Source organism: Bacillus sp. K7, from assembly GCF_053903245.1.
Map to the genome: position 1 here is coordinate 712,508 of NZ_CP096406.1, position 22,201 is coordinate 734,708.

Here is a 22,201-nt window from a genome sequence, read left to right on the forward strand (position 1 = left end):
AAATAGGTGAATAACAATGAACCAAACCGATGTCTTTCAATTGAAAACCGCAGCTCTTGAAAAAGTGAAGGAGCGGCAATATTGGACTTCTCTATTATCTCAAATCCCGTCGGACTGCCGGTTTCCTTATGATTCACAGCTTCTTGATCAAAACGATGAAGAAGCTTCATTCACTTTTTCATTCCCGGCTCAGCTGGAAAAGGCCATCTTAAAGGCATCCGGAGCTTCAGATTTGCGTATGTTTATCATTTTTATGACTGCGGCAGTCACATTGCTGCACAGGTACAGCGGAAGAACGGATATCATGGCATCGGCCCCTGTGTTGAGACAGCGGGAAACACAGCCGGTGATCAATGATCTTCTTCCGCTGCTGGTGAAAATCAATCCTTCTATGAGTTTCAGAGACTGTCTAGAGCATGTGAAACAAGCTTTTCAAGAAGTGTATGCCCATCAAAATTATCCTGTGAAAATACTATTGGACGAGCTTCATCCTTTGCATAAAAAAGGGGAGCCCCGCTTCGGCATTTCCCTTGCTATGAATGATCTTCAGCAGCCGTCCTCTTTGAAAGCGCTGGACACGAATATACTTATTTCCATTCAGCGTGATGAAGGGACATTGACTGGAAAGTTGAGCTGGAATTTGAAGCATTACACATTCGATACTGCTAAACGGATAGCCGGCCATTTTTGCATGCTGGCGGACGGGGCTTTGTCGGCGCCTGAGACTCTGGTCTCCGAGCTGCAGTTACTTTCTCATGAGGAGAGAGAGAGAATCATCACGACATTTAATCACACAAATCAGCCCTATCCGAAAGAAAAATCGATTGTCGATCTCTTCAAAGAACAGGCAGCTCTCAAACCTAATCAGCCTGCAATTGTGTACGGAGATGTCAGCTTCACATACGGTGAGGCTGATGAATTGTCAGACCGGGTTGCTGCTTTTTTGATAAAAGAAGGTGTTCGTCATGAGGAGCCCGTGGGGCTGATGGTTCATCGCTCAGCAGAAATGGTTATTGGCATATTAGGCATATTAAAAGCAGGATGTCCTTATTTGCCGATAGATGTAAATATGCCGTCCGAGCGGATGGATTATATGCTGAAAAACAGCGGTTCGCGGTTTGTGATCACGAATAAGGATCATGACATTTCTGCTGAGGATCAAAAAAGCTTATTGATAGAGGAAATGACGAAATTTGAAGGAGCGGTGGAGCATGGGTGTCTGCCGTCTCCTGAAAATCTCGCTTATGTGCTGTATACATCAGGGACAACAGGAAAACCGAAAGGCGTGATGGTGGAGCATCGTCAAGTCATCAATTTAGTATATGGCTTAGACAGCCTTCACTTTGAGCAGTTTTCACAAGAGCATCTCCGCATCGGCATGCTTGCTTCACATATTTTTGACGCATCCGTGCAAACGATATTTCCGGCAGTGCTTCTTGGACACACTTTATATATTGCACCGGATCATGCAAGGATGGATGGAAAGCAGCTGTGGTCTTTTTATGAGGAGAACCGCATTCATATTTCAGATGCGACACCTTCTCATTTGCGCCTGATGATAAAAGCCGCTGAGAAAGAACCGCATCACGTTGACGAATTAAAGTTAATAATGGCTGGCGGCGAAATTCTGCCGCCCCAATTGGTTCAGCAATATTTACAAACGTTTCGTGCTGATAAGCCGGTGATGACAAATAATTACGGTCCGACGGAATGTACTGTACAGTCAGCGGCTTTTACCATACCTGATTCTTGGAATGAACCCGTCGTACCGATCGGCAGGCCGATGCCGAATGAACAGATTTATATTTTGGATCATTGCGGACAGCCTGTGCCCGTTGGCGTATACGGAGAACTGTGCATTGCCGGAGACGGGGTGGCAAGAGGATATATCTGTAAGCCAGAGCTGACGGCAGAAAAATTTACAGAACCACAGCATATTCCTGCCGGGAAGCTTTATCATACCGGCGACTTGGCGAGATGGCGTTCTGACGGCTTAATCGAATTTTTTGGCAGGTATGATGATCAAGTAAAAATAAGAGGGTTCAGAGTAGAGCTTGATGAGATTAGAAAAGCCTTGCTTGAATACCGGGAGTCGGGACAAATCATTCATGACGCGGTGATTATTCCAGTTCAAAAGGAATCAGATGATCAGTTTCTTGTGGCGTATCTCATATCCGATCAAAAACTGAAAACCCGAAAAATGAGAGGGTTTATAGGAGAAAAGCTGCCGGGTTATATGATTCCGAGACGATTCATCCGTGTAACCTCATTTCCAATGAACCTGTCAGGGAAGCTTGATCTCAAAGCGCTCCCAGATCCTATGGAAGAGCCTGAATCTGACGAGCAGGTCATAAAACCGCATAATGAAACTGAGAAAAAGCTGGTTTCCATTTTTGCTGGCATTTTGAATATATCTGAATCTGATATTAGCATGGAGGATAACTTTTTTGATATCGGAGGAAACTCATTTCACATCGTAGAATTATCGAACAAATTGAAAGAGCAGTTTGGGCAAGAGCTGTCTGTTGTTCAGCTGTTTCAATATACATCCGTTACGGCAATAGCTGCCCAGCTCAGCCGGCAAACGGAGTCTGAGAGTTCTCACGCAAATGCCAAGAGTGGGGAAGAGGCAGCGGAAGATTTAGAAAATGTCGCACAACTGTTAGGCGGGATTTCTGATGAGTAAAACAACAGGCTTAGAAATAGCGGTTATCGGAATGGCTTGCCGTTTCCCCGGTGCGAAAAATATTGAAGAGTTTTGGGAGAATATCAAAACGGGCACGGAATCCATTACATTTTTCTCAAAAGAAGAGCTTATGGAAGCCGGTGTGCCTAAAGAACAGCTCGATCATAAGAATTATGTCAGGGCTAAAGGGAAAGTAGACCGGCATGACCACTTTGACGCAGCGTTTTTCGGCTACTCACAGCGCGAAGCTGAGGTAATGGACCCGCAAGTGCGCATGTTTCATGAAGTCGCGTGGGAATCTCTTGAAAACGCCGGCTACAGTCCCGAAACTTATTCACATCCTATCGGCTTATTCGGCGCTGCTTCTGCGAATTTGTACTGGCAGGCAAGTTCAATGCTGCTGAGAAGCAGCAGTTCTTCTGAGCAGTTTGCTGCGGTTCAGTTGACGGACAAAGATTTTATGAATACACAAATTTCTTACAAATTAAATTTGAAAGGGCCGAGTATCGCAGTGGATACAGCCTGTTCATCTTCTCTGACCGCTGTGCATCTCGCATCCAGAGCTTTGCTTACCGGCGACTGCAAAATGGCGCTGGCCGGAGGAGTAACGGTGACTTGTCCCCATAAAAAGGGCTATATGTATCAAGAAGGGATGATTATGTCGCCGGACGGCCACTGCCGCGCATTTGATGCGGAAGCAAAAGGGACAGTCGGGGGTGAAGGCTGCGGTGTTGTAGTGCTGAAAACTTTAAAGCAGGCGTTAAAGGATCAAGATCATATTTACGCTGTCATTAAAGGATCAGCATATAACAATGACGGCAGCCGCAAAGTCGGTTACACCGCGCCTAGTATCGAAGGGCAGGCAGATGTCATTAGAAAAGCACTGAACATCAGCCGTGTAGAGTCCGAAAGTATTTCTTATGTCGAAGCGCATGGCACGGGCACCTCGTTAGGTGATCCAGTTGAAATAGAGGCGCTTAAACAAGCGTTTCAAACAGAAAAGAAGCAATTCTGCGCGATAGGCTCTGTTAAAACAAATATCGGTCACTTGGATTCCGCCGCGGGAATTGCGGGGTTTATTAAAACGGCGCTGAGTCTCAAAGCGAGAACCTTGCCGCCAAGCCTTCATTACAAAAAGCCCAATCCTAAAATTGATTTTGAAAACAGCCCTTTTTATGTCAGCACATCAGCCAAACAATGGGCAGCATCTGACCGGGTGTTTCGAGCGGGTGTCAGTTCCTTTGGGATCGGCGGCACGAATGTTCATGTTGTCATGGAGGAGCCTCCGATGAAGGAAAGACGTCATCAAGAGGATCATGAAGACTGCCTTATGATTATTTCTGCCCAATCTGAAAAAGCTGCAATGAAGGCCGCGGATCAGGTCAAGCAATTTATAAAAGAGAATGAAGAGGTACTGCTCCAAGACGTTTCATATACACTGCAAGAGGGCCGCAGGCATTTTCAGTATCGTCAGGCATTTACGGCTGGTCCTTTAGGGATAACAAGCAATATGGCAAATTCTTCAATAGCGCTGGAGAAGCCGGCAGTTGTCTTTATGTTTTCCGGGCAAGGCTCTCAATACGTCAATATGGGGAAGCAACTGTATGAGATGGAGCCCGTATTCCAAGAGAAGCTGGAGCGCTGTTTTACCATTCTGCAAGCTGAGGAAGGACTCAATATTAGAAGCATCATGTTTCCGGCTAATGAAGCAGAAAGCAAAGAAGCTGAACAGCTTATCCATGAAACCTCATATACGCAGCCTATTTTATTTTCTTTTGAATATGCGCTGGCGTCCTTCTTGATCAAGAAAGGTTTAAAACCGCAATACATGATTGGCCACAGCATAGGGGAATTAACGGCAGCCTGTCTGTCAGGCATTTGTTCATTGGAAGACGCGCTTCATATGGTTGCGATGAGAGGCCGATTGATGCAGGAAATGCCGGAGGGAGAAATGTTGAGCGTCAGACTGTCTAGCAGAGAGACAGAAATGGAATTGACAGAGGGGGTTGAGCTGTCGGCTTCAAACAGCTCTGATTTATCAGTTGTATCAGGTCTTATGGATCCAATCAATGCTTTTGCCGCGCGCCTTCAGGCGAAAGGTGTGGCAATTCAGCACTTAAAAACGTCCCATGCGTTTCATTCAAGCATGATGAAGCCGGCGGCATCTCGTTTTTCTGATATTTTGCAAAATATTGAATTCCAAGCACCTGGCCTTCCGTTTATTTCAAATGTGACAGGCGATTGGATACAAGCAGAGCAGGCCGCAGATCCGAAATACTGGGCTTCGCAAATCATAGAAAAGGTTGATTTTCATTCAGGGTTGAACACACTTTTACAAATGGGCAATGTTGTATTTGTTGAGATCGGGCCAGGAAACACGTTGACGCAGTTTGTGAGAAAACATGAGGGTTTTATGACGGAGCAACATGCTGCGGTAAACATGATCAGGCATCCAAAGGAAGTATCATCTGATCGTGTCTATCTGTTAAACCGCATCGGCAGGCTTTGGACGCATGGTGTAAACATTAGCTGGGAGCACTTTCGCCAGGGGGGCTCATACGAAAGGGTCCCGCTTCCGACTTATCCTTTTGAACATCAAGTATTTCCCGATCCGCAAACATCTCAGGGCGGCATGGAAGAAAAGATCAAAAACGAATTGAAATTAAACGTTGCTTCAAGTGAAAAACAGCTTCCTTTTGATAAGTGGTTTTCCGTTCCGTTCTGGGAACGGATGGAACCAGTCAATGAGACATTCACTCATCTAGGAGAGAGGATACTTGTCTTTGAAGAAAACAATGATGTCAGCCAATATCTCCTAAAACAGCAGGCGGAAGCCGTGTCTGTCCTGCCGGGTGATGACTTTGCGGAAATAGACAGAAACACGTTTACGGCAAACCATCGTGATACGGCCCACTTTCGGAAGCTGCTGGATGAACTGAATGCAAGGGGGTTTATCCCTGATGAAATCATCTGGATGTGGCGGAAAGACTGTGATTGTCGTGATGGAGATATTGCAGAGCACACAATAGCCGGTTATCTTCCTCTCCTTGATCTTATCCGTTTACTTGGAACAGAGAGTAACAATAGATTCAGCATGACCGTGGTGACCAATCAAGCTCACGATGTGACGGGAATGGAAGATCTTCAGCCTCATCAGGCTGCGCTGACCGGAGTCTGTTTGACCATTCCGCAAGAGTATAAGCAGATCAGCTGTAAAGCTGTTGATCTTTGTCCGGACCCGCGACTCGGTCAATCAAGCTGGCCTGAAATGATTTCTTATGAACTTAAAAAAGAGGATGATCAGCCTATTGTGGCTTATCGCGGAAACAGCAGATGGATTCGGCAGGCGAAGCAGCCGGGCAAGCAAGATGGGAATATGGCCGGCAATCTCAGGCATAAAGGAGTTTATATCATTACAGGAGGCCTTGGCGGGATCGGATTATCTCTTGCATCTCATTTAGCTGAAACAGTTCAAGCAAAGCTTGTGCTGCTAAGCCGGACTGGACTGCCTGATAAACTGAGAGCAAATGACGATACAGCAAAAAAACTCAAAGCTGTGGAAGAGCTCGAGAAGGTTGGAGCCGAGGTGCTGGTATTACAGGCGGATATTTCAGACGAGGCAGAGCTTCAAAAAGCCTTGCAAACCGCAGAATCTCGTTTCGGACAAGCCATTCATGGCGTTATTCATGCAGCAGGCATTCCTGATGGCAAAGTAATTCACGCAAGGACACCAGACGATGAGAGGCAGATGGCGAAAGCCAAAATAACAGGAACCGCTCTGTTAAGAAAAGCGCTTAGAAACAAACAGCCGGACTTCTTCTTCATTTGTTCCTCTCTTGTTTCATTTTTAGGAGCGGGGGGCCAAGTCGGCTACGCTGCATCAAACGCATTCTTGGACAGCTATGCTCACGCATGCCGAAAAGAAGGCGAAAACATGGTGACGGTGAACTGGGACCGTTGGGAACAAGTAGGGATGGCATATGAATCAGAAACGGCAGCCATTCTTTCGAAGATAGCGGACAAGCCAGAGCAATACCAAGGAATCCTGCCAGCTCAAGGTGCGAAAGCGTTTATGAGAGCTTTGCAGCTGCGCTACCCGCAAGTCCTGATTTCGCTGGAGGACGTAAACAAACGAATAAAAGACAGCTATGTGAAAAAGGACAGACAAACCGCAGCGCATGTGCTGACCAAAGACCACTTGGACACACTTGAGGAAAGGTTAATGAATATTTTTAAGGATTATTTTCATTCTGAGACAGATGTAAATATGAATTTCTTTGAATTAGGAGCCTCTTCACTTGATCTGCTTCAGGTGAGCGGGAGAATCAAAAACGAGCTCGGCGTGGATATCCCGGTTGTGATGATGTATGCCCATTCGACGGTTGCAGCATTAACCCAAGCCGTCAAAGCACAGCAAAGCGGCGATGACTTACACATAAAAGGAATAGAGCCAGATCGCCAAAAAGCCATAAATGAAGGGAAAAACCGGCGAAAACAGCGAATGAGACGAAAATAGATGGGAGGCTGATTTCCATGGCTGAGAAACAATGGACAGAAACAGGACTGGAAATAGCGGTAGTCGGTATGGCGGGCAAGTTTCCAGGCGCGGCAAACATTGATGAGTATTGGAACAACATCTCAAAAGGAATAGAATCGGTCACTCAATTTACCGATGAAGAACTAAAAGAAGCCGGAGTGGATGAGACGTTGCTTCGTCAAGAGGCATATGTAAAAGCAAAACCAATCATTGATGAGGTTTCTGACTTCGACGCGGAGTTTTTCGGCTATTCACCGAGAGAAGCTGCCTTGATGGATCCGCAAATCAGACTCATGCATGAATGTACCTGGGAAGCCTTAGAGCATGCGGGCTGTGACGCTGAACGGTTTAACGGGCTGATCGGGCTGTATGCTGGTGCTTCCAGCAATTTGTCCTGGATGGGCCGTCATATGTCTTCTCTTCATAAGAACGAAGACGCTTTTCAAATCATGCATTTAAATGATTCGTCGTTTGCGTCACGAATCGCTTATAAACTTAATTTGAAAGGGCCGAGTGTATCAGTTCAAACCGCTTGCTCGACTTCTCTTGTCGCGATACATATGGCGTGCCAGGGCTTGATTGGAGGAGAATGTGACCTAGCATTAGCGGGAGGTGTTACCCTGAGCCTGCCGCATATATCTGGGTACGTTTATCAGGAAGGAATGATCTATTCAGCAGATGGTCATTGCCGTCCGTTTGATGAAAAGGCGAATGGAACCATTTTTGGTGAAGGAGCCGGAGTGGTGGCGTTAAAGCGATTGAAAGACGCACAAGCTGACGGTGATGTGATTTATGCGGTCATCAAGGGCTCTGCAATTAATAATGATGGAAACAATAAGGCAGGGTATACGGCTCCTAGTGCTGAAGGCCAGGCGAATGTCATTGCCACAGCTATGGAGATGGCGGAAACGGAACCGGAAAGCATTGGTTATGTTGAGGCCCATGGGACAGGAACGCCTGTCGGAGATCCGATTGAAATTGAGGCGCTGACCCGTGCTTTCAATACAGATAAAAAAGCATATTGCCGAATTGGTTCTGTCAAAGCGAACATTGGGCATCTGGACGCTGCCTCCGGGGTAGCGGGATTAATAAAAACCGTTATGATGCTCCATCATAAAATGCTGCCGCCCGCTTTTCACTATCAAAAATCGAACCCGCGCATCAAGTTTAAGAACACGCCGTTTTTTGTCAATACAGAGCTGACTGAATGGGAATCTCTGCAAGGGCCGAGAAGAGCGGGTGTGAGCGCCTTTGGAATCGGCGGCGCTAATGCGCACGTTGTCCTTGAAGAAACTCCATCTCTTCCTGACGAAATGCCAGCCGGCGGTCCTGAGCTCGTTGTTCTTTCTGCGAGAACAAGACAGGAGCTTACCCGTTCAATGGATCAATTGGCTGATTTTCTTCGCCGGAACCCGGAAGCGCCGCTGTCAGCCATAGCCCGTACGTTACAGCTTGGCAGAAAGCAATTCCAGTACAGAATCTCCTTTGTTGCTTCACATCAAAAGGATCTGCTAGATCAGCTTGCTGATCATGGCCATAAAAAACAAATCACCGAATCGGCGGTTGTTCCAAGCAGCACCATGTTTGTATTTGCGGGAGACGTTCAAGAGGGCTTTAGCAGATATGCGCAGCTGTACCGCACGGAAAACATGTTCAAAAAAGAAGTCGATGCTTGCCTTGAAAAGGTGCAAAATGCTTTTCAGCAGGATGTACTCAGCTTCTTTAAAGCATGTATTTCTGCTCCAGAAACGTACCGGGAAGAGGGAAATCTGGGATTGATCCATGCGTTGTCGTTCAGCATGGAATACGCCGCAGTCCGTTTCTTACAGCACATCGGCATAACACCAGACCGCTTTATCGGGCGGGGATTCGGGGAGTTTACGGCGGCCTGTGCGGCAGGGATGTTTTCCTTTGAAGAAGGGGCCGCAGCCGCATATAAACGCGGAGAGTTAATCAGTATGTCGCCGGCAGGAAAAATGCTCGGTGTCAGCCTGTCAGAACCGGATATCGTTCAATACTTAGAAAAATCATTATCCCTTGCGCTGATTGATGAGCGGTATTGTGCCGTCTCCGGTTTGCCAGAGGATGTGTATCAGCTGAAGGCGCGGCTTGAACAAAAAGGGATTGCTGCTGAGTTATTTGATGGGGATATCGCGTATCAATCGGATCTGCTGGTCGACGCTGCGGAAGAATTCATGCACTTCCTTAGCACGCTGGACATGAAGTCACCAGACATTCCAGTCGTTTCATCTGTCACTGGAAAAGTGATAACAGATGACGAAGCAGCGGATGCCAGTTATTGGGCCGGCCAAATCAGCAAGCCGATACGATTTTTTGAACACATCTCGTCTTGTTTGCTGGAGGAACCTGCTATTTGCATAGACCTGCGTTTGGCTCAGGGGGCATCAGTGTTTACAGAGCGCCAAGCAATTGGCATGACAGGTGATCTCGGCACACAAGGACACACAGACGTTTTAAAGTTACATATATACGGAGCGTTGTGGAGTCTCGGGGCTGAGGTTGATTTCAGCGACCTGCATGAACCTCAGCTTAATAAAAGGTTAGCTCTGCCGACTTATCCTTTTACAAAGCAGCATTTCCCGTTGCCTTACGGCTTAGCACTGGCTGAACTTGAAGAAGATGAGGCTTACCAGCCGGCAGAACTGTTTCGTGCAATGCCGTTATCTGCTATTGAAAAAACAATCAGAAAAATCGTCATGAAGCATTTTGGATTCAATGAGCTTGCCAATGATGCGCCGTTTTTTGAGCTGGGGGCTACGTCGCTTGATATCTCTCAATTAGCGGCAAAATTAACAGATCAGTTGAATTGGAAGGTGGAACCAGTTCTGCTTTATCAATTTGCCGCAGTTCGCAGCCTGGCGAAGCACCTTCATCAACAGGTTCAAACGAAGGCCGGGCAGCCAGAAATGACGGATCATCAAAAGGTGTCGCAAAGCAGTCCGAACGGTCAGGGATCTGATATCGCGATTATCGGTATGGCAGGGCGTTTTCCGGGAGCCGGCAATTTGGATGAGTTTTGGAATAATCTCGTAAACGGCAAAGAATCTATCAGCTTCTTTACGGATGAAGAATTAAAAGCGTCAGGCATTGATGACCAGCTCTTGAAGCACCCCGATTTTGTAAAAGCCAAGGGGATCATCGAGGACGCTGATATGTTTGATGCGGATTTTTTCCAATATTCCTCAAGGGAAGCAGAATTGATGGATCCGCAATTCAGGCTTTTACATGAATGTGCCTGGGAGGCCTTAGAAGATGCGGGCTGCGACCCTGAGCGGACAACAGGGAAAATTGGCGTCTACACTGGGACAAGTCCGAACCTCGAATGGATTACACGTTTCGCAGGGAAACTGGATGGGACTGAACAGTTCAGTTCCATGCTGTTAAATGATAGAGAATTTTTCAGTACCCAGCTTGCTTATAAATTAAACCTGCACGGGCCGAGCATCACAATGCAAACAGCCTGCTCCACTTCTTTAGTCAATATTGGAGCGGCATGTCAAGCGCTGCAAAACGGAGCATGTGACGCGGCGCTTGCGGGAGGCGTAACTGTCAGCACCCCTTTACGGTCAGGCTATGTTTATCAGGATGGCATGATTCAATCACCTGATGGGCATTGCCGTCCTTTTGATGAGGATGCAGGCGGCACAGTTTTTGGCGATGGCGTGGGGATTGTCGTTTTAAAAAGATATGAGGACGCCGTTAAAGAAGGGCATACCATTTATGGGGTCATAAAAGGGGTCGGAATGAATAATGACGGAAACCGAAAAGTCGGTTTTACCGCCCCGAGCGTAGAAGGCCAGGCCGAAGTGCTAAAGAATGCATATGAGAATGCAGGGATTGACCCGAATACAGTAGGGTATATCGAAGCTCACGGAACCGGTACAAAAATGGGTGATCCAATCGAAATGGAAGCGCTGAGCCAGGTTTTTAAAAGTGACAGGCCAATGTCAATTCCAATCGGGTCAGTGAAAAGCAATGTCGGACATTTAAACAGCGCTGCCGGCATTGCAGGACTCTTTAAGACCGTTTTATCGCTAAAACATAAAACCATTTTGCCAAGCTTGAACTATAAGACACCTAATCCGCATATTCATTTTGATCAAACCCCATTTTATGTTAATACCGAGGCGGCATACTGGAAGGAATCCGCTGATCCAAGGCGGGCGGGTGTCAGCTCCTTCGGAATTGGCGGCACAAATGCGCACATTGTACTGGAAGAAGAGCCGGAGTCAGGCAGAGAAGCTTCCGAGAGCCAACGGCATTTGCTAGTTCTATCAGCAAAAACAGACACAGCCTTAGAGCAGATGACAAATCGATTGAAGGAATTTCTTCGTACGCATCCAAACGTTCCGTTAGAGGATGTGGCATACACCTTGCAAGTCGGCAGAAAACAATTCTCGTACCGAAAAGCGGTCGTGCTGTCAAAATTAACGGAATGGGAAAGCGGTGCAGAGCTCACAGCCTATCAAAGACACAGCGGGCGTCAGACTGCCTTTATGTTCTCCGGCCAAGGCTCTCAGTATATTGATATGATGAAAGATTTATATGAAGCTGAACCTGTATTTCAGAAAGAAGCGGACCGCTGTTTTGCCTTCGCACAGCAGTCACATCAAATTGATTTGAAGGCGGTCGTCTTCCCAGATTCAAATGATGGGGCGAAGCTGACGGAGACCGCTGTTGTGCAGCCGCTGCTGTTCATCTTTGAATACGCGCTCGCAAAGCTGCTGCAAAGTGCAGGCATCTCACCGGATTATATGATTGGACACAGCATTGGTGAATACACTGCTGCATGTTTGTCAGGCGTGTTTTCATTAGACACGGCTTTAACGCTCGTCATAGAGCGGGGAAGGCTGATGCAGCAGCTGGAATCTGGAGCAATGATGAGTGTTCAGCTATCAGAGGAAGAGCTGCAGCCGCTGCTTACGAACAGTCTGTCGCTTGCGGCTGTCAATGCTCATAACTTATGCGTAGTATCCGGAAAAAGCGAAGACATTGAGACGTTTGCGGTTCTTCTTGAAGAAAAGGGCATTGCCGGCCGCCAGCTGCATACTTCTCACGCTTTTCATTCTTATATGATGGAACCCATTCTTGAGGAATTTGCCGCGATTGTAAAGCAACAGGATATGAACGCCCCTCGGATTCCATTTGTTTCGAATGTAACGGGAACATGGATAACACCGGAACAAGCAGCAGACCCGGCTTATTGGTCTCAGCACTTAAGAGGCACAGTCCGCTTCCATGAAGGATTAGAACAGATTTTGAGTGATGATAACGTTCTGTTAATAGAAGTCGGACCGGGCAGCACATTAAGCACATTTGCCAGAAGGAACAAGAAGAGATCTAGCCAGCATGACATCGTCAATCTCGTCAGACATGTTCAAGAACCAGCGCATGATCATTCCTATTTCTTGAAGAAATTAGGCCAGCTTTGGGTCTGCGGATGTGAGATTGACTGGAGGCAGTATGGCGGTAATAAGCCTAAGCGTCTGATATCGCTTCCGTCTTATCCTTTTGAGAAAAAACGCTATTGGGTAGAAGCGGCTGACAATCCAGCTGCTTTCACCGCAGTTGATGAATGGAATAAAAAGAAACCGATGGATCAATGGTTCTATCTTCCGTCATGGGAAAGAAAGATCAAGTCCGCTGACAGCCGAAAAAAAGAGCAGCCAGCTGAAAGCGGAAAAACACTGGTTTTCCATGAAGGAACAGCCTTTGGAGATCGGCTGGTGCAAACCATACGCCGCCGAGGACATGAGACTGTAATTGTCACGAGAGACCGGCAATTCAAAAAAGTAAACAGCGGATTGTATGTCATCAATCCGGCTGATGGGACACATTATGAGCGTTTATTTTCTTCACTTGCTTCAGATGGGCTTCTTCCAAACTGTATGATGCATCTGTGGAGCGTTTCGGAGCAAGGGGAATCCTTCAAAACGTTCAGCACGTACAGTGAAAACGGCTATTATAGTTTGATTTTTACTGCACAGGCGGCATCTAATCAAAAACAAATGAACGAATGTAACATGTTTGTACTGTCAAGCGGGATTCATGAGGTGACTGGAGAAGAACAAATCAATGCTGAAAAAGCGACGATTTTGGGGCCGTTGAAAGTTATCCCGCAAGAATATAACCATTTGAAATGCTGGAACATCGACATTCCTCCTTTATCGGATACATTGACATGGAAAGAAGAGGAGTTGATTGACCAAATCCTGACGGAAACTGATGCTGCGGGCGAGGATCAAATGATCGCATACCGAAACCGCCGCCGATGGGTGCAGATGTATCAGCCTGTTCAGTTAAATAAAGCGTCCGGCTTGCCGAATATGATCCGCCCGAAAGGTGTTTATCTTATTACGGGAGGGCTTGGCGGAATCGGATTTGTGTTATCAAAGCTGCTTGCGCAAGAAGGAAACGTCCGTCTGATTCTGACGGGAAGAAGTGAACTTCCGCAGCGCAGCCAGTGGGAAAGCTGGTGCGAGAAACATGAGGAAGATGATCCGATTACCGTGAAAATCATGAAAATAAAAGAATTGGAACGGTCAGGCGCAAAGGTGACAGCTCTTCAGGCAGATGCGGGAAGCCTGTCGGATATGCAGGCTGTTATGAGAAAGGTTCATACTGAGTTTGGCCAGCTGAACGGCGTCTTTCACGCTGCAGGTCTTCCGGGAAGTTCGTCTTTCAGGGCGATTACAGATATACCTGCAACGATTGAAGGCGGAGAAGACCAGTTCCAGTCTAAAGTCAGAGGATTGAAAGTGCTTGAATCTCTATTAGAAAACGAAAATATAGATTTTTGTTTCTTATTTTCATCGATTAGTGCTTTGCTTGGAGGTCTTGGTTTCTCAGCTTACTCTGCAGCGAATATTTATATGGATGCTTTTGCGGCGAGGGTGAATCAGCGCAGCAAGACTCCTTGGGTTTGCGTGAACTGGGATGCATGGAACTTCTGGGGCCAGCTTGAATCTACTATCGGAGAATCTATTGCTGAACTTGCCATTTTGCCTGAAGAAGGAGCAGCTCTTTTTCAATATGTGCTGTCAGATATCAACAATCGCCATTTATTAGTGTCAACAGGTGATTTGGGACACAGAATGAAGCAATGGATATCCATGAATGCCGATAGCATAGCGAAAGAGGAGAAGAAGACGGCCGCCTTACACACCCGACCCGAATTGAATAATCCGTATGTCGCTCCCCGCAACAAAACAGAAGAGGTCATATGCGGCATTTGGCAAGATTTCATGGGTCTGGAGCAAGTCGGCATACATGATAACTTTTTTGATTTGGGAGCCAGCTCTTTAGACATTGTACAGGTGACAAACCGTTTAAATAAAGAATTGGGAACCAACGAGGCTGTGGTGACTTTATTCACATACCCGTCTGTAGCTGCTTTAGCGCAATTTATCAATCCTGATCAAGAGGAAAGTGAAGAGGATAAAGAAGAAATGGCAGCTGTATCCAAGGGACGGAGAAAAACGCGGATACGCAATCAGCGAGATAAAAGATTGAGAGGCGGCGAATAGAATGAGTAATTCTCATTATGCGAATCATGGAGCGGAAATTGCGGTAATCGGTATGGCAGGCCGATTTCCGGGAGCAAAAAACGTGCAGGAGTTTTGGAGCAATTTAAAAAATGCGAAAGAGACAATTTCTTTTTTCACTGATGAGGAGCTGAAAGAAGAGGGTGTTAATGAAGAGCTGCTGAATGATCCGCGATTTGTAAAAGCAAAAGGAATTGTGGAGGATGTAGATCTGTTTGACGCCGGCTTCTTTGATTATACGCCGAAGGAAGCTGCCATGATGGATCCGCAGTTCCGTATCTTTCATGAATGCGTGTGGACCGCCTTGGAAGACGCCGGCTACGATCCTTTCACTTATAAAGGGCAGATCGGCCTTTATACCGGAGCGGGCCTCAATGCAGAGTGGGTGCTGAGGGCTCTTCAGGGGGCAAAGTCTGGAGAAGACTCAAAGACGCTGGAAACAGCTGTTTTGAATATGAGAGATTACATGGCAACACTTATTTCTTATAAGCTTAACCTGAAAGGGCCGAGCATGATGGTGCAGACTGCTTGCTCAACCTCGATGGTTTCTATTCACCTTGCTGCTCAGGCTTTGTTAAATGGGGACTGCCATATGGCGGTTGCAGGCGGAGTCTCTATCCGCCTCCCGCAAAAATCCGGGTATCTCTATCAAGAAGGTATGATCCATTCTCCAGACGGGCATTGCCGCGTCTTTGATGATGAGGCGGCAGGCACAGTATTTGGAGACGGGGCAGGAGCGGTCATTTTAAAAACGCTTGAAGATGCTGAAGCAGACGGAGATCATATTTATGCTGTAATAAAAGGCACTGCGATCAATAATGACGGCAGCAGAAAGGTTGGATACACAGCGCCGAGCACCAAAGGCCAGGTAACAGCGGTCAAAACAGCCCTGCACATGGCCGAGGTGGAGCCTGAAACCATTACCTATGTCGAGGCTCACGGCACAGGGACGACACTCGGTGATCCGATAGAAATTGAAGCATTAAAACAAGCTTACCAAACGGACCGTCGCGGCTACTGCAGAATTGGTTCTGTCAAATCCAACATCGGTCATTTAAATGATGCGTCTGGTGTAGCTGGATTTATGAAAGCAGTTCTAAGCTTAAAGTATAAAGTGATTCCGCCGACTCTGAATTTCGAAAAGCCAAACGCCAAAATCGATTTTGAGCAATCACCATTTGTCGTCAATACGAAACTCACCCCTTGGGAAGAAAATGAGTTCCCGCGCAGAGCGGGTGTTAGCTCATTTGGCATTGGGGGAACAAATGCCCATGTCATTTTAGAGGAAGCGCCGGCACAGCAAAAGGCAGCGGAAAGACATGATGCTGAACTCTTATTGCTGTCAGCCAAAACACCGGCCGCTTTAAACAGCATGACAGACCGGCTGTCAAACTATTTCGTGAAAAATCCGCAGGCCAATTTGGCAGATGCGGCATATACCCTCAAAGTAGGGCGTCATTCGTTTCCTTATAAAAAAGCGATTGTGGCAGCGGATGTGCCTGAGCTTCTTCAGGCTATGCATGAAAATGACTATGAGTCTGTTAAAACCGGCAGCTCTCAATCTGCAAGCCGGCCCGTTGTCTTTCTTTTTCCGGGACAGGGGGCGCAGTATGTTGATATGGCTAAAGGGCTTTACGATACTGTACCGATTTTTAAGGAAGAGCTCGATGCCTGTTTTGACATATTAAAAAATCATATGGACACAGATCCGAGCACGGTGCTTTTCTCTGACAATAATCAGCATGATGCAAAATTGATTAACCAAACTGAATATACGCAGCCTCTGCTGTTCTGTATCGAATATGCACTTGCAAAAATGCTGATCCATTGGGGGATTAAGCCGAAAGCAATGGCGGGACACAGCATCGGTGAGTATACAGCCGCAGCCATTTCGGGTGTGCTCTCATTAGAAGATGCTCTTGACATCATCAGCTATCGAGGGGCAGCACTCCAAAATCTGCCGTCCGGTTCTATGCTTAGCGTTTCCTTAAGTGAAGCAGAGATCAAACCGTATACAGACGGAACCATTTCAATCGCTGCTGTGAATGCATCGGATTCATGTGTTGTATCAGGAGAATCAAGTGTGATTGATGCATTGGAAAGGAAGCTGAACGCTGAAGGACACAGCTGCAGAAAGCTTCATACATCACATGCCTTCCATTCGTATATGATGGAACCGGTTTTAGAAAGCATGAAACAAAAGCTCTCAGCCTATCAATTTAAAAAACAAAAAATCCCGTTTGTCTCAAATGTAACCGGAGACTGGATCACTGATGAGGAAGCTGGAGATCCGTCATATTGGGCTGATCATTTGCGGGGAACCGTTAGATTTATGAACTGCGCAAAACGCTTAATAGAAGAGCTGGATCCAATATTTATAGAGGTCGGCCCTGGAAATGCGCTGCGTTCGTTTGTCAGCAAATTGTATCAGGCAGAGGACAAGCAGCACATTGCAATCCAGCTGATGAGGCATCCAAAGGAGGCAGCTTCTGATTACCGTTACTTGCTGAGCAGACTGGGTGAGATGTGGCTGCACGGGGTGCCGGTCGATTGGACAGCTTTTTATGATCAGGAGCAATGCCAGCTTATTCCGCTTCCAACATATCCTTTTGAAAGAGAAAGATACTGGATTGGCCGGACAAAAGAACAGGCGGGAACACCGGTGGAAGAAAATTTTCAGCTTTTGGTGCCTGAGCAAGCAAATGACGGGAAGACAGCTGATACAGAATCAGATGTTCAATTTAATGAGACAGAGGCGGTCTTGGCTGCTATGTGGAAGGACATTCTCGGAGTCAAACGTGTCACATTAGATACCCATTTCTTTGAAACAGGCGGCCATTCATTGAACGCCACTGGTCTGATTTCCCGCATTCACAAGGAATTTGGAGCGGAGCTTACGCTAAGCGATGTGTTCCAGCACCCGACAATCCGTGGGCTTGCCGCACTTATTGAGCGCGCTGACCGAAACCAATATACATCCATTCAGCCTTCAGAGAAAAAAGACGTATACAGGCTGTCAGCAGCACAGCGGAGAACGTATTTGATTCATCAGAGAATCGGGCAAGTCACCACATATAACATGCCGATGGCTCTTTTATGCTTCGGGAAAATTGATGCCGCCCGCTTTGAGGACACATTCAAAAAGCTGATCGAAAGGCATGAAACACTGCGTACAACGTTTGAAATTAAGGATGGAGAACCTGTGCAGCGAATCCATCAGAACTTTGAATTTTCGATTGAACAAACTGAAGCGAAAATGGATAAGCTTGATGACGAAATCAGTTCATTTATACGGCCATTTGATCTTAAGGTCTCTCCATTAATTCGTGTGAAATTCGTCAAAATTGAGGAAGAAAAACATGCGTTGCTTGTTGATATGCATAATATTGTGGCGGACGGCGCCTCGATGAATATTTTTATAAAAGAATTTACCCAATTATATAGAGGGGAACAGCTCCCGGAAAACATCATTCAGTATAAAGATTATGCGGAGTGGCAGCAGACATTTTTTAATAGTGACATGTTTCAACGCCAAAAAGAGTATTGGCTGAAGCAGCTTGAGGGTGAAGTGCCTGTGCTGAATATGCCTCTTGATTATGAACGAAAAGAACAAAGCTTTCTAGGCAGGGCAATTAAGTTTACAATCCCGCCGCGCGTTTTAGAAAAGCTTGAGAAAATCGGAGAGGCGCAGCAGCTGACCAACAATGTCATGCTGTTTCAGCTCTATGCCATGCTTTTGTCCAGCTATACAAAACAGCAGGAGCTGATGATTGGGTCATTGGTGGCAGGCAGGCGTCATGCGGATATTGAGAATACGATCGGCATGTTTACAAACTTTTTGCCGATCAAAATTCATTTGAATCCTGAAGAATCGTTTGCCGGCAACCTTCATCACACAAAACAAACGTTGCTTGAAGCTTATGACCACCAGGATTATCCGTACGATCAAATGGCAGAAGCCCTGCAGCCGGTGATCAAGCCGAACCGCAACCCTTTCTTTGATACCATGCTGATCTATCATAATGAGTATGACCCGAATATAAAAATAGAGGCTGGCGGATTAACATTTGAAACATACGAATTCGCAAAGGGCATTTCAAAGCTTGATATGAAAATGGACGTCGTGAAGGAAGTGACGGGAGAGCTTAAATGTGTGCTTCAATACAACCGGTCGCTTTTCACTCATGAATCCATGCAGGCATTTGTTTCTCATTTTATCTCTCTTGCTGAAAAAGCTGCGGAAGAGCCTGAAAAACGCATAAAGGACATTCCGGTGCTGAGCCAAAAAGAGCAGGAAGAGGCCGAACGGAAAAGGGAGAGAGAGTCAAACCGAGTCATCTCGTGCCCACTAACCATTTGTTCCAATTTTACGGCTGATCCGATTGTGCCTTACCTAAAATGGTGGGGCGAACAGTTTGATATCAATCTAGATATAAAGCTGTCTCCTTACGGTCAGGTGTTTCAAGAATTGCTTAATGAAGAAAGCTTGCTGTCACGGCAAAAAAATGGTGCCAATCTGCTGTTGATTCGCCTTGAGGATATGGCAGGGGATTCTGGTCTTTCTTTGGAAGAAAGAATGGCTCACGTTCAATATAATTCAGATGAACTGCTCTCCATCATGAAACAAAAGAAAAAGGAAGTGCCTTACTTCATAGGATTGCTTCCGCTGGAAAATGTGAAAGAGCAGGAGCTCCGGGACATCCTTGTGCACTCCCAGCAGAATTGGATCGCGCAGCTTGCTGGAGAAACGGATGTACATTTGATTGATCTCCGCCAGCTGCGCCAAACATACCAGCTTGATGCCATATTTGACCCGCAAAGTGAAAGAGCGGCAAGAATACCGTTCACTGAAGAATTTTATGCGGCAATGGGAACACGCGTGGCACGTGAGTTTACGGCATGGCTCAAACCGCCATTTAAAGCGGCCGCCATCGATTGTGACGGCACTTTATGGAGCGGCACCGTGTCTGAAGCTGGAGCGGAAGGGGTCATGATTACTCCTGCCCACCGAGCGCTGCAGCAATTTTTAAAGAGAAAACAAGAAGAGGGTCTGCTTCTTGTGCTTTCAAGCAGAAATAATGAAGAAGACGTCTGGAATGTGTTTGAACGTCATCCAGATATGATTTTGAAGAAAGAGGACTTTGTCCTGTCACGCATTAATTGGGATGAGAAAGCCAGAAACATGAAAGAAATGGCTGATGAGCTGAACATTTCAGTGGATCGGTTCATATTCTTAGATGATGATCCGGCTCAATGCCTGGAAATGAACGAACGCCTGCCAGAGGTTCTGACCTTGCTTCTGCCGTCTGATCCAGATTCTATTCCGATGTTCTTAGAACATGTCTGGGCATTTGATAGATTCAGAGTGACAGAAGCTGATCAAAAGCGCACGGAACGATATTTGGCAGCACAAGAAAGAAAAATAGAGCTGAATACGTCCCGTTCGCTTGAAGAATTTCTTTCCGGCTTACACCTGCGTATCGCCTTGACTGAGATGACAGAAGAGCATTTGCCGCGAGTTGCTCAAATGAGTGCGAGAATCAATCAGTTCAATATGAATCCATCAGTCTATCGTGAAGAGCAGCTTGCCCAGCGGCTCAATACGGACGGCCATATCGGCTGGATCGTTGAAGCAGCGGACAGATTCAGTGATGAAGGCATCGTTGGTGCAATCATGGGGATTCGAACAGAAGATTCATTAAAGCTAGATACTTTTCTGCTCAGCTGCCGCGCACTAGGCAAAGGAATTGAACATAAAGTGCTGTCAGGCCTTGCTTCATATGCACGGGATAAACAGCTTGCGACGTTGTCCTTGGAGTTTAAGGATTCAGGCAGAAACCGCGCCTTTTCTGAGTTTTTTGCTGCACATCGTTTTGAGGAAGCAGCGGGTCCGTTAAAAACAGTTTGTCAAATCTCTGTGCATGATGTTGAGGATCGAAGCGGGCATATTGAATGGGTATCATCTGTGCAACCTGCATCGGACAAAACGGAGAGAGCGGCTGCCAATGAAGTATTGCCGGAAGCTTTGATTGAAAACACAAACACTCAGTGGGAAGTGCTGCATGCTGAGAAAACCTTGCATTCTCCATATTTAATCGCCTTAGATAAAAACCGGCCAGAGCATTTGCGGTCTATATTAATAAAGGAACATATAGAAGCCGGAGCAGAAGAAGACGTGCCGGAGACAGAACAGCAAAAAATTCTCTCAGATATTTGGAGGGAAATTCTCCACTTGGATTATGTAGGAATTGACAACGATTTCTTTGATTTGGGAGGAAATTCGCTGCTCGCTGTCAAAATGGAAGTAGAGATGGAAAAGAAAGGCTGGTATGTTGATGATTTGAATCTTGCGAAAAAACACACGATAAGAGAATTATCTAAATATATGAAGAGGGAGAATCAGCATGCATAAAGGTATTAAAGCAATATTTGATGAAGAAAAGGTTTTGGCAGAAGCTTCTATTATATATGGATTTACTAGAGATCAAGTGCAGTTCTTGGCGGATGCGGAAAACTATGTGTATGAGTTTGCTAAAGACAATGAATCTTATATTTTAAAGATTACACACACGATTCGACGGTCGCCGGATTATATTATGGGAGAGATGGAATGGCTCCATCATCTTGCTGAAGGCGGGCTTTCAGTCGCCAAACCGATCCCGTCATTAAACGGTAAGGATGTTGAGGAAGTGCCGGACGGAAACGGCGGAGCATTTTTATTGAGAGTGTATGAAAAGGCGCCGGGTCATAAAGTAGACGAATCTGAGTGGAACGAAACCCTATTTTTCGAGCTTGGCAGATATACAGGGAAGATGCATAGCCTGACAAAAAGCTATAAACTGAGCAATCCAAGATTTAAAAGGCAAGAGTGGGATGAAGAAGAGCAGTTGAAGCTCAGAAAATATGTCCCTGAAGATCAGACAAAGGTTTTTCAGCAGGCAGACGATTTAATGAATGAGTTGCGGCAACTGCCAAAAAACCGTGACAGTTATGGGCTTGTTCACGCAGATCTACATCATGGTAATTTTAACTGGGACCATGGGAAGATCACTACATTTGATTTTGATGATATCGGGTACAACTGGTTTGTGAATGATATCAGCATTCTCCTCTACAATGTATTATGGTATCCAGTCGTCCCATATGAAAATAAAGCAGCCTTTACAGAAGAATTTATGACGCACTTTATGAAAGGGTACAGGGAAGAAAATGAAATTGCCGCCGAATGGCTCAAGAAAATCCCGGATTTCCTCCGCCTGCGTCATATGCTGATTTATGGATTGCTCCACCAAATGTTTGACCTTGATTCAATAGGAGAAGAAGAAAAAGAAATGCTGAAGGGATTCAAAAACGATATTGAAAATCAAACGCCGATAACCGAATTTGACTTTTCGAAGTTAGCTTAAGGAATTT

The 22,201-nt window shown here is 46.1% G+C and carries 5 protein-coding genes; all 5 read left to right on the forward strand.

The window, feature by feature from the left end; translation table 11 throughout:
* Positions 1–16 precede the first annotated feature (16 nt).
* The 5 genes from M1D98_RS03615 to M1D98_RS03635 are packed head-to-tail and all read left to right on the forward strand — an operon-like array spanning position 17 to position 22,194.
* A complete protein-coding gene (locus tag M1D98_RS03615) occupies positions 17–2,686 on the forward strand; it encodes a non-ribosomal peptide synthetase (protein ID WP_456280012.1) in 2,670 nt (889 codons plus the stop codon).
* The gene (locus M1D98_RS03620) at positions 2,679–7,202 is read left to right on the forward strand and encodes a type I polyketide synthase (RefSeq protein ID WP_268559125.1); all 4,524 of its coding nucleotides are present in this window, start codon (positions 2,679–2,681) and stop codon (positions 7,200–7,202) included. The genes M1D98_RS03615 and M1D98_RS03620 overlap by 8 nt, the downstream gene beginning before the upstream one ends.
* A gap of 17 nt (positions 7,203–7,219) precedes the next feature.
* Entirely contained in the window at positions 7,220–14,770 is a 7,551-nt protein-coding gene (locus tag M1D98_RS03625; protein ID WP_456280013.1) for a beta-ketoacyl synthase N-terminal-like domain-containing protein, read from the forward strand.
* Between the two features lies 1 nt (position 14,771).
* Positions 14,772–21,200 carry an HAD-IIIC family phosphatase gene (locus M1D98_RS03630; RefSeq protein WP_456280014.1) on the forward strand — a complete coding sequence of 2,143 codons (6,429 nt, stop codon included), beginning with the start codon at positions 14,772–14,774 and terminating at the stop codon, positions 21,198–21,200.
* Positions 21,193–22,194, forward strand: a complete 1,002-nt coding sequence (locus M1D98_RS03635; protein ID WP_456280015.1) for a phosphotransferase enzyme family protein — start codon at positions 21,193–21,195, stop codon at positions 22,192–22,194. Before M1D98_RS03630 ends, M1D98_RS03635 begins: the two co-directional genes overlap by 8 nt.
* Positions 22,195–22,201: the final 7 nt, after the last annotated feature.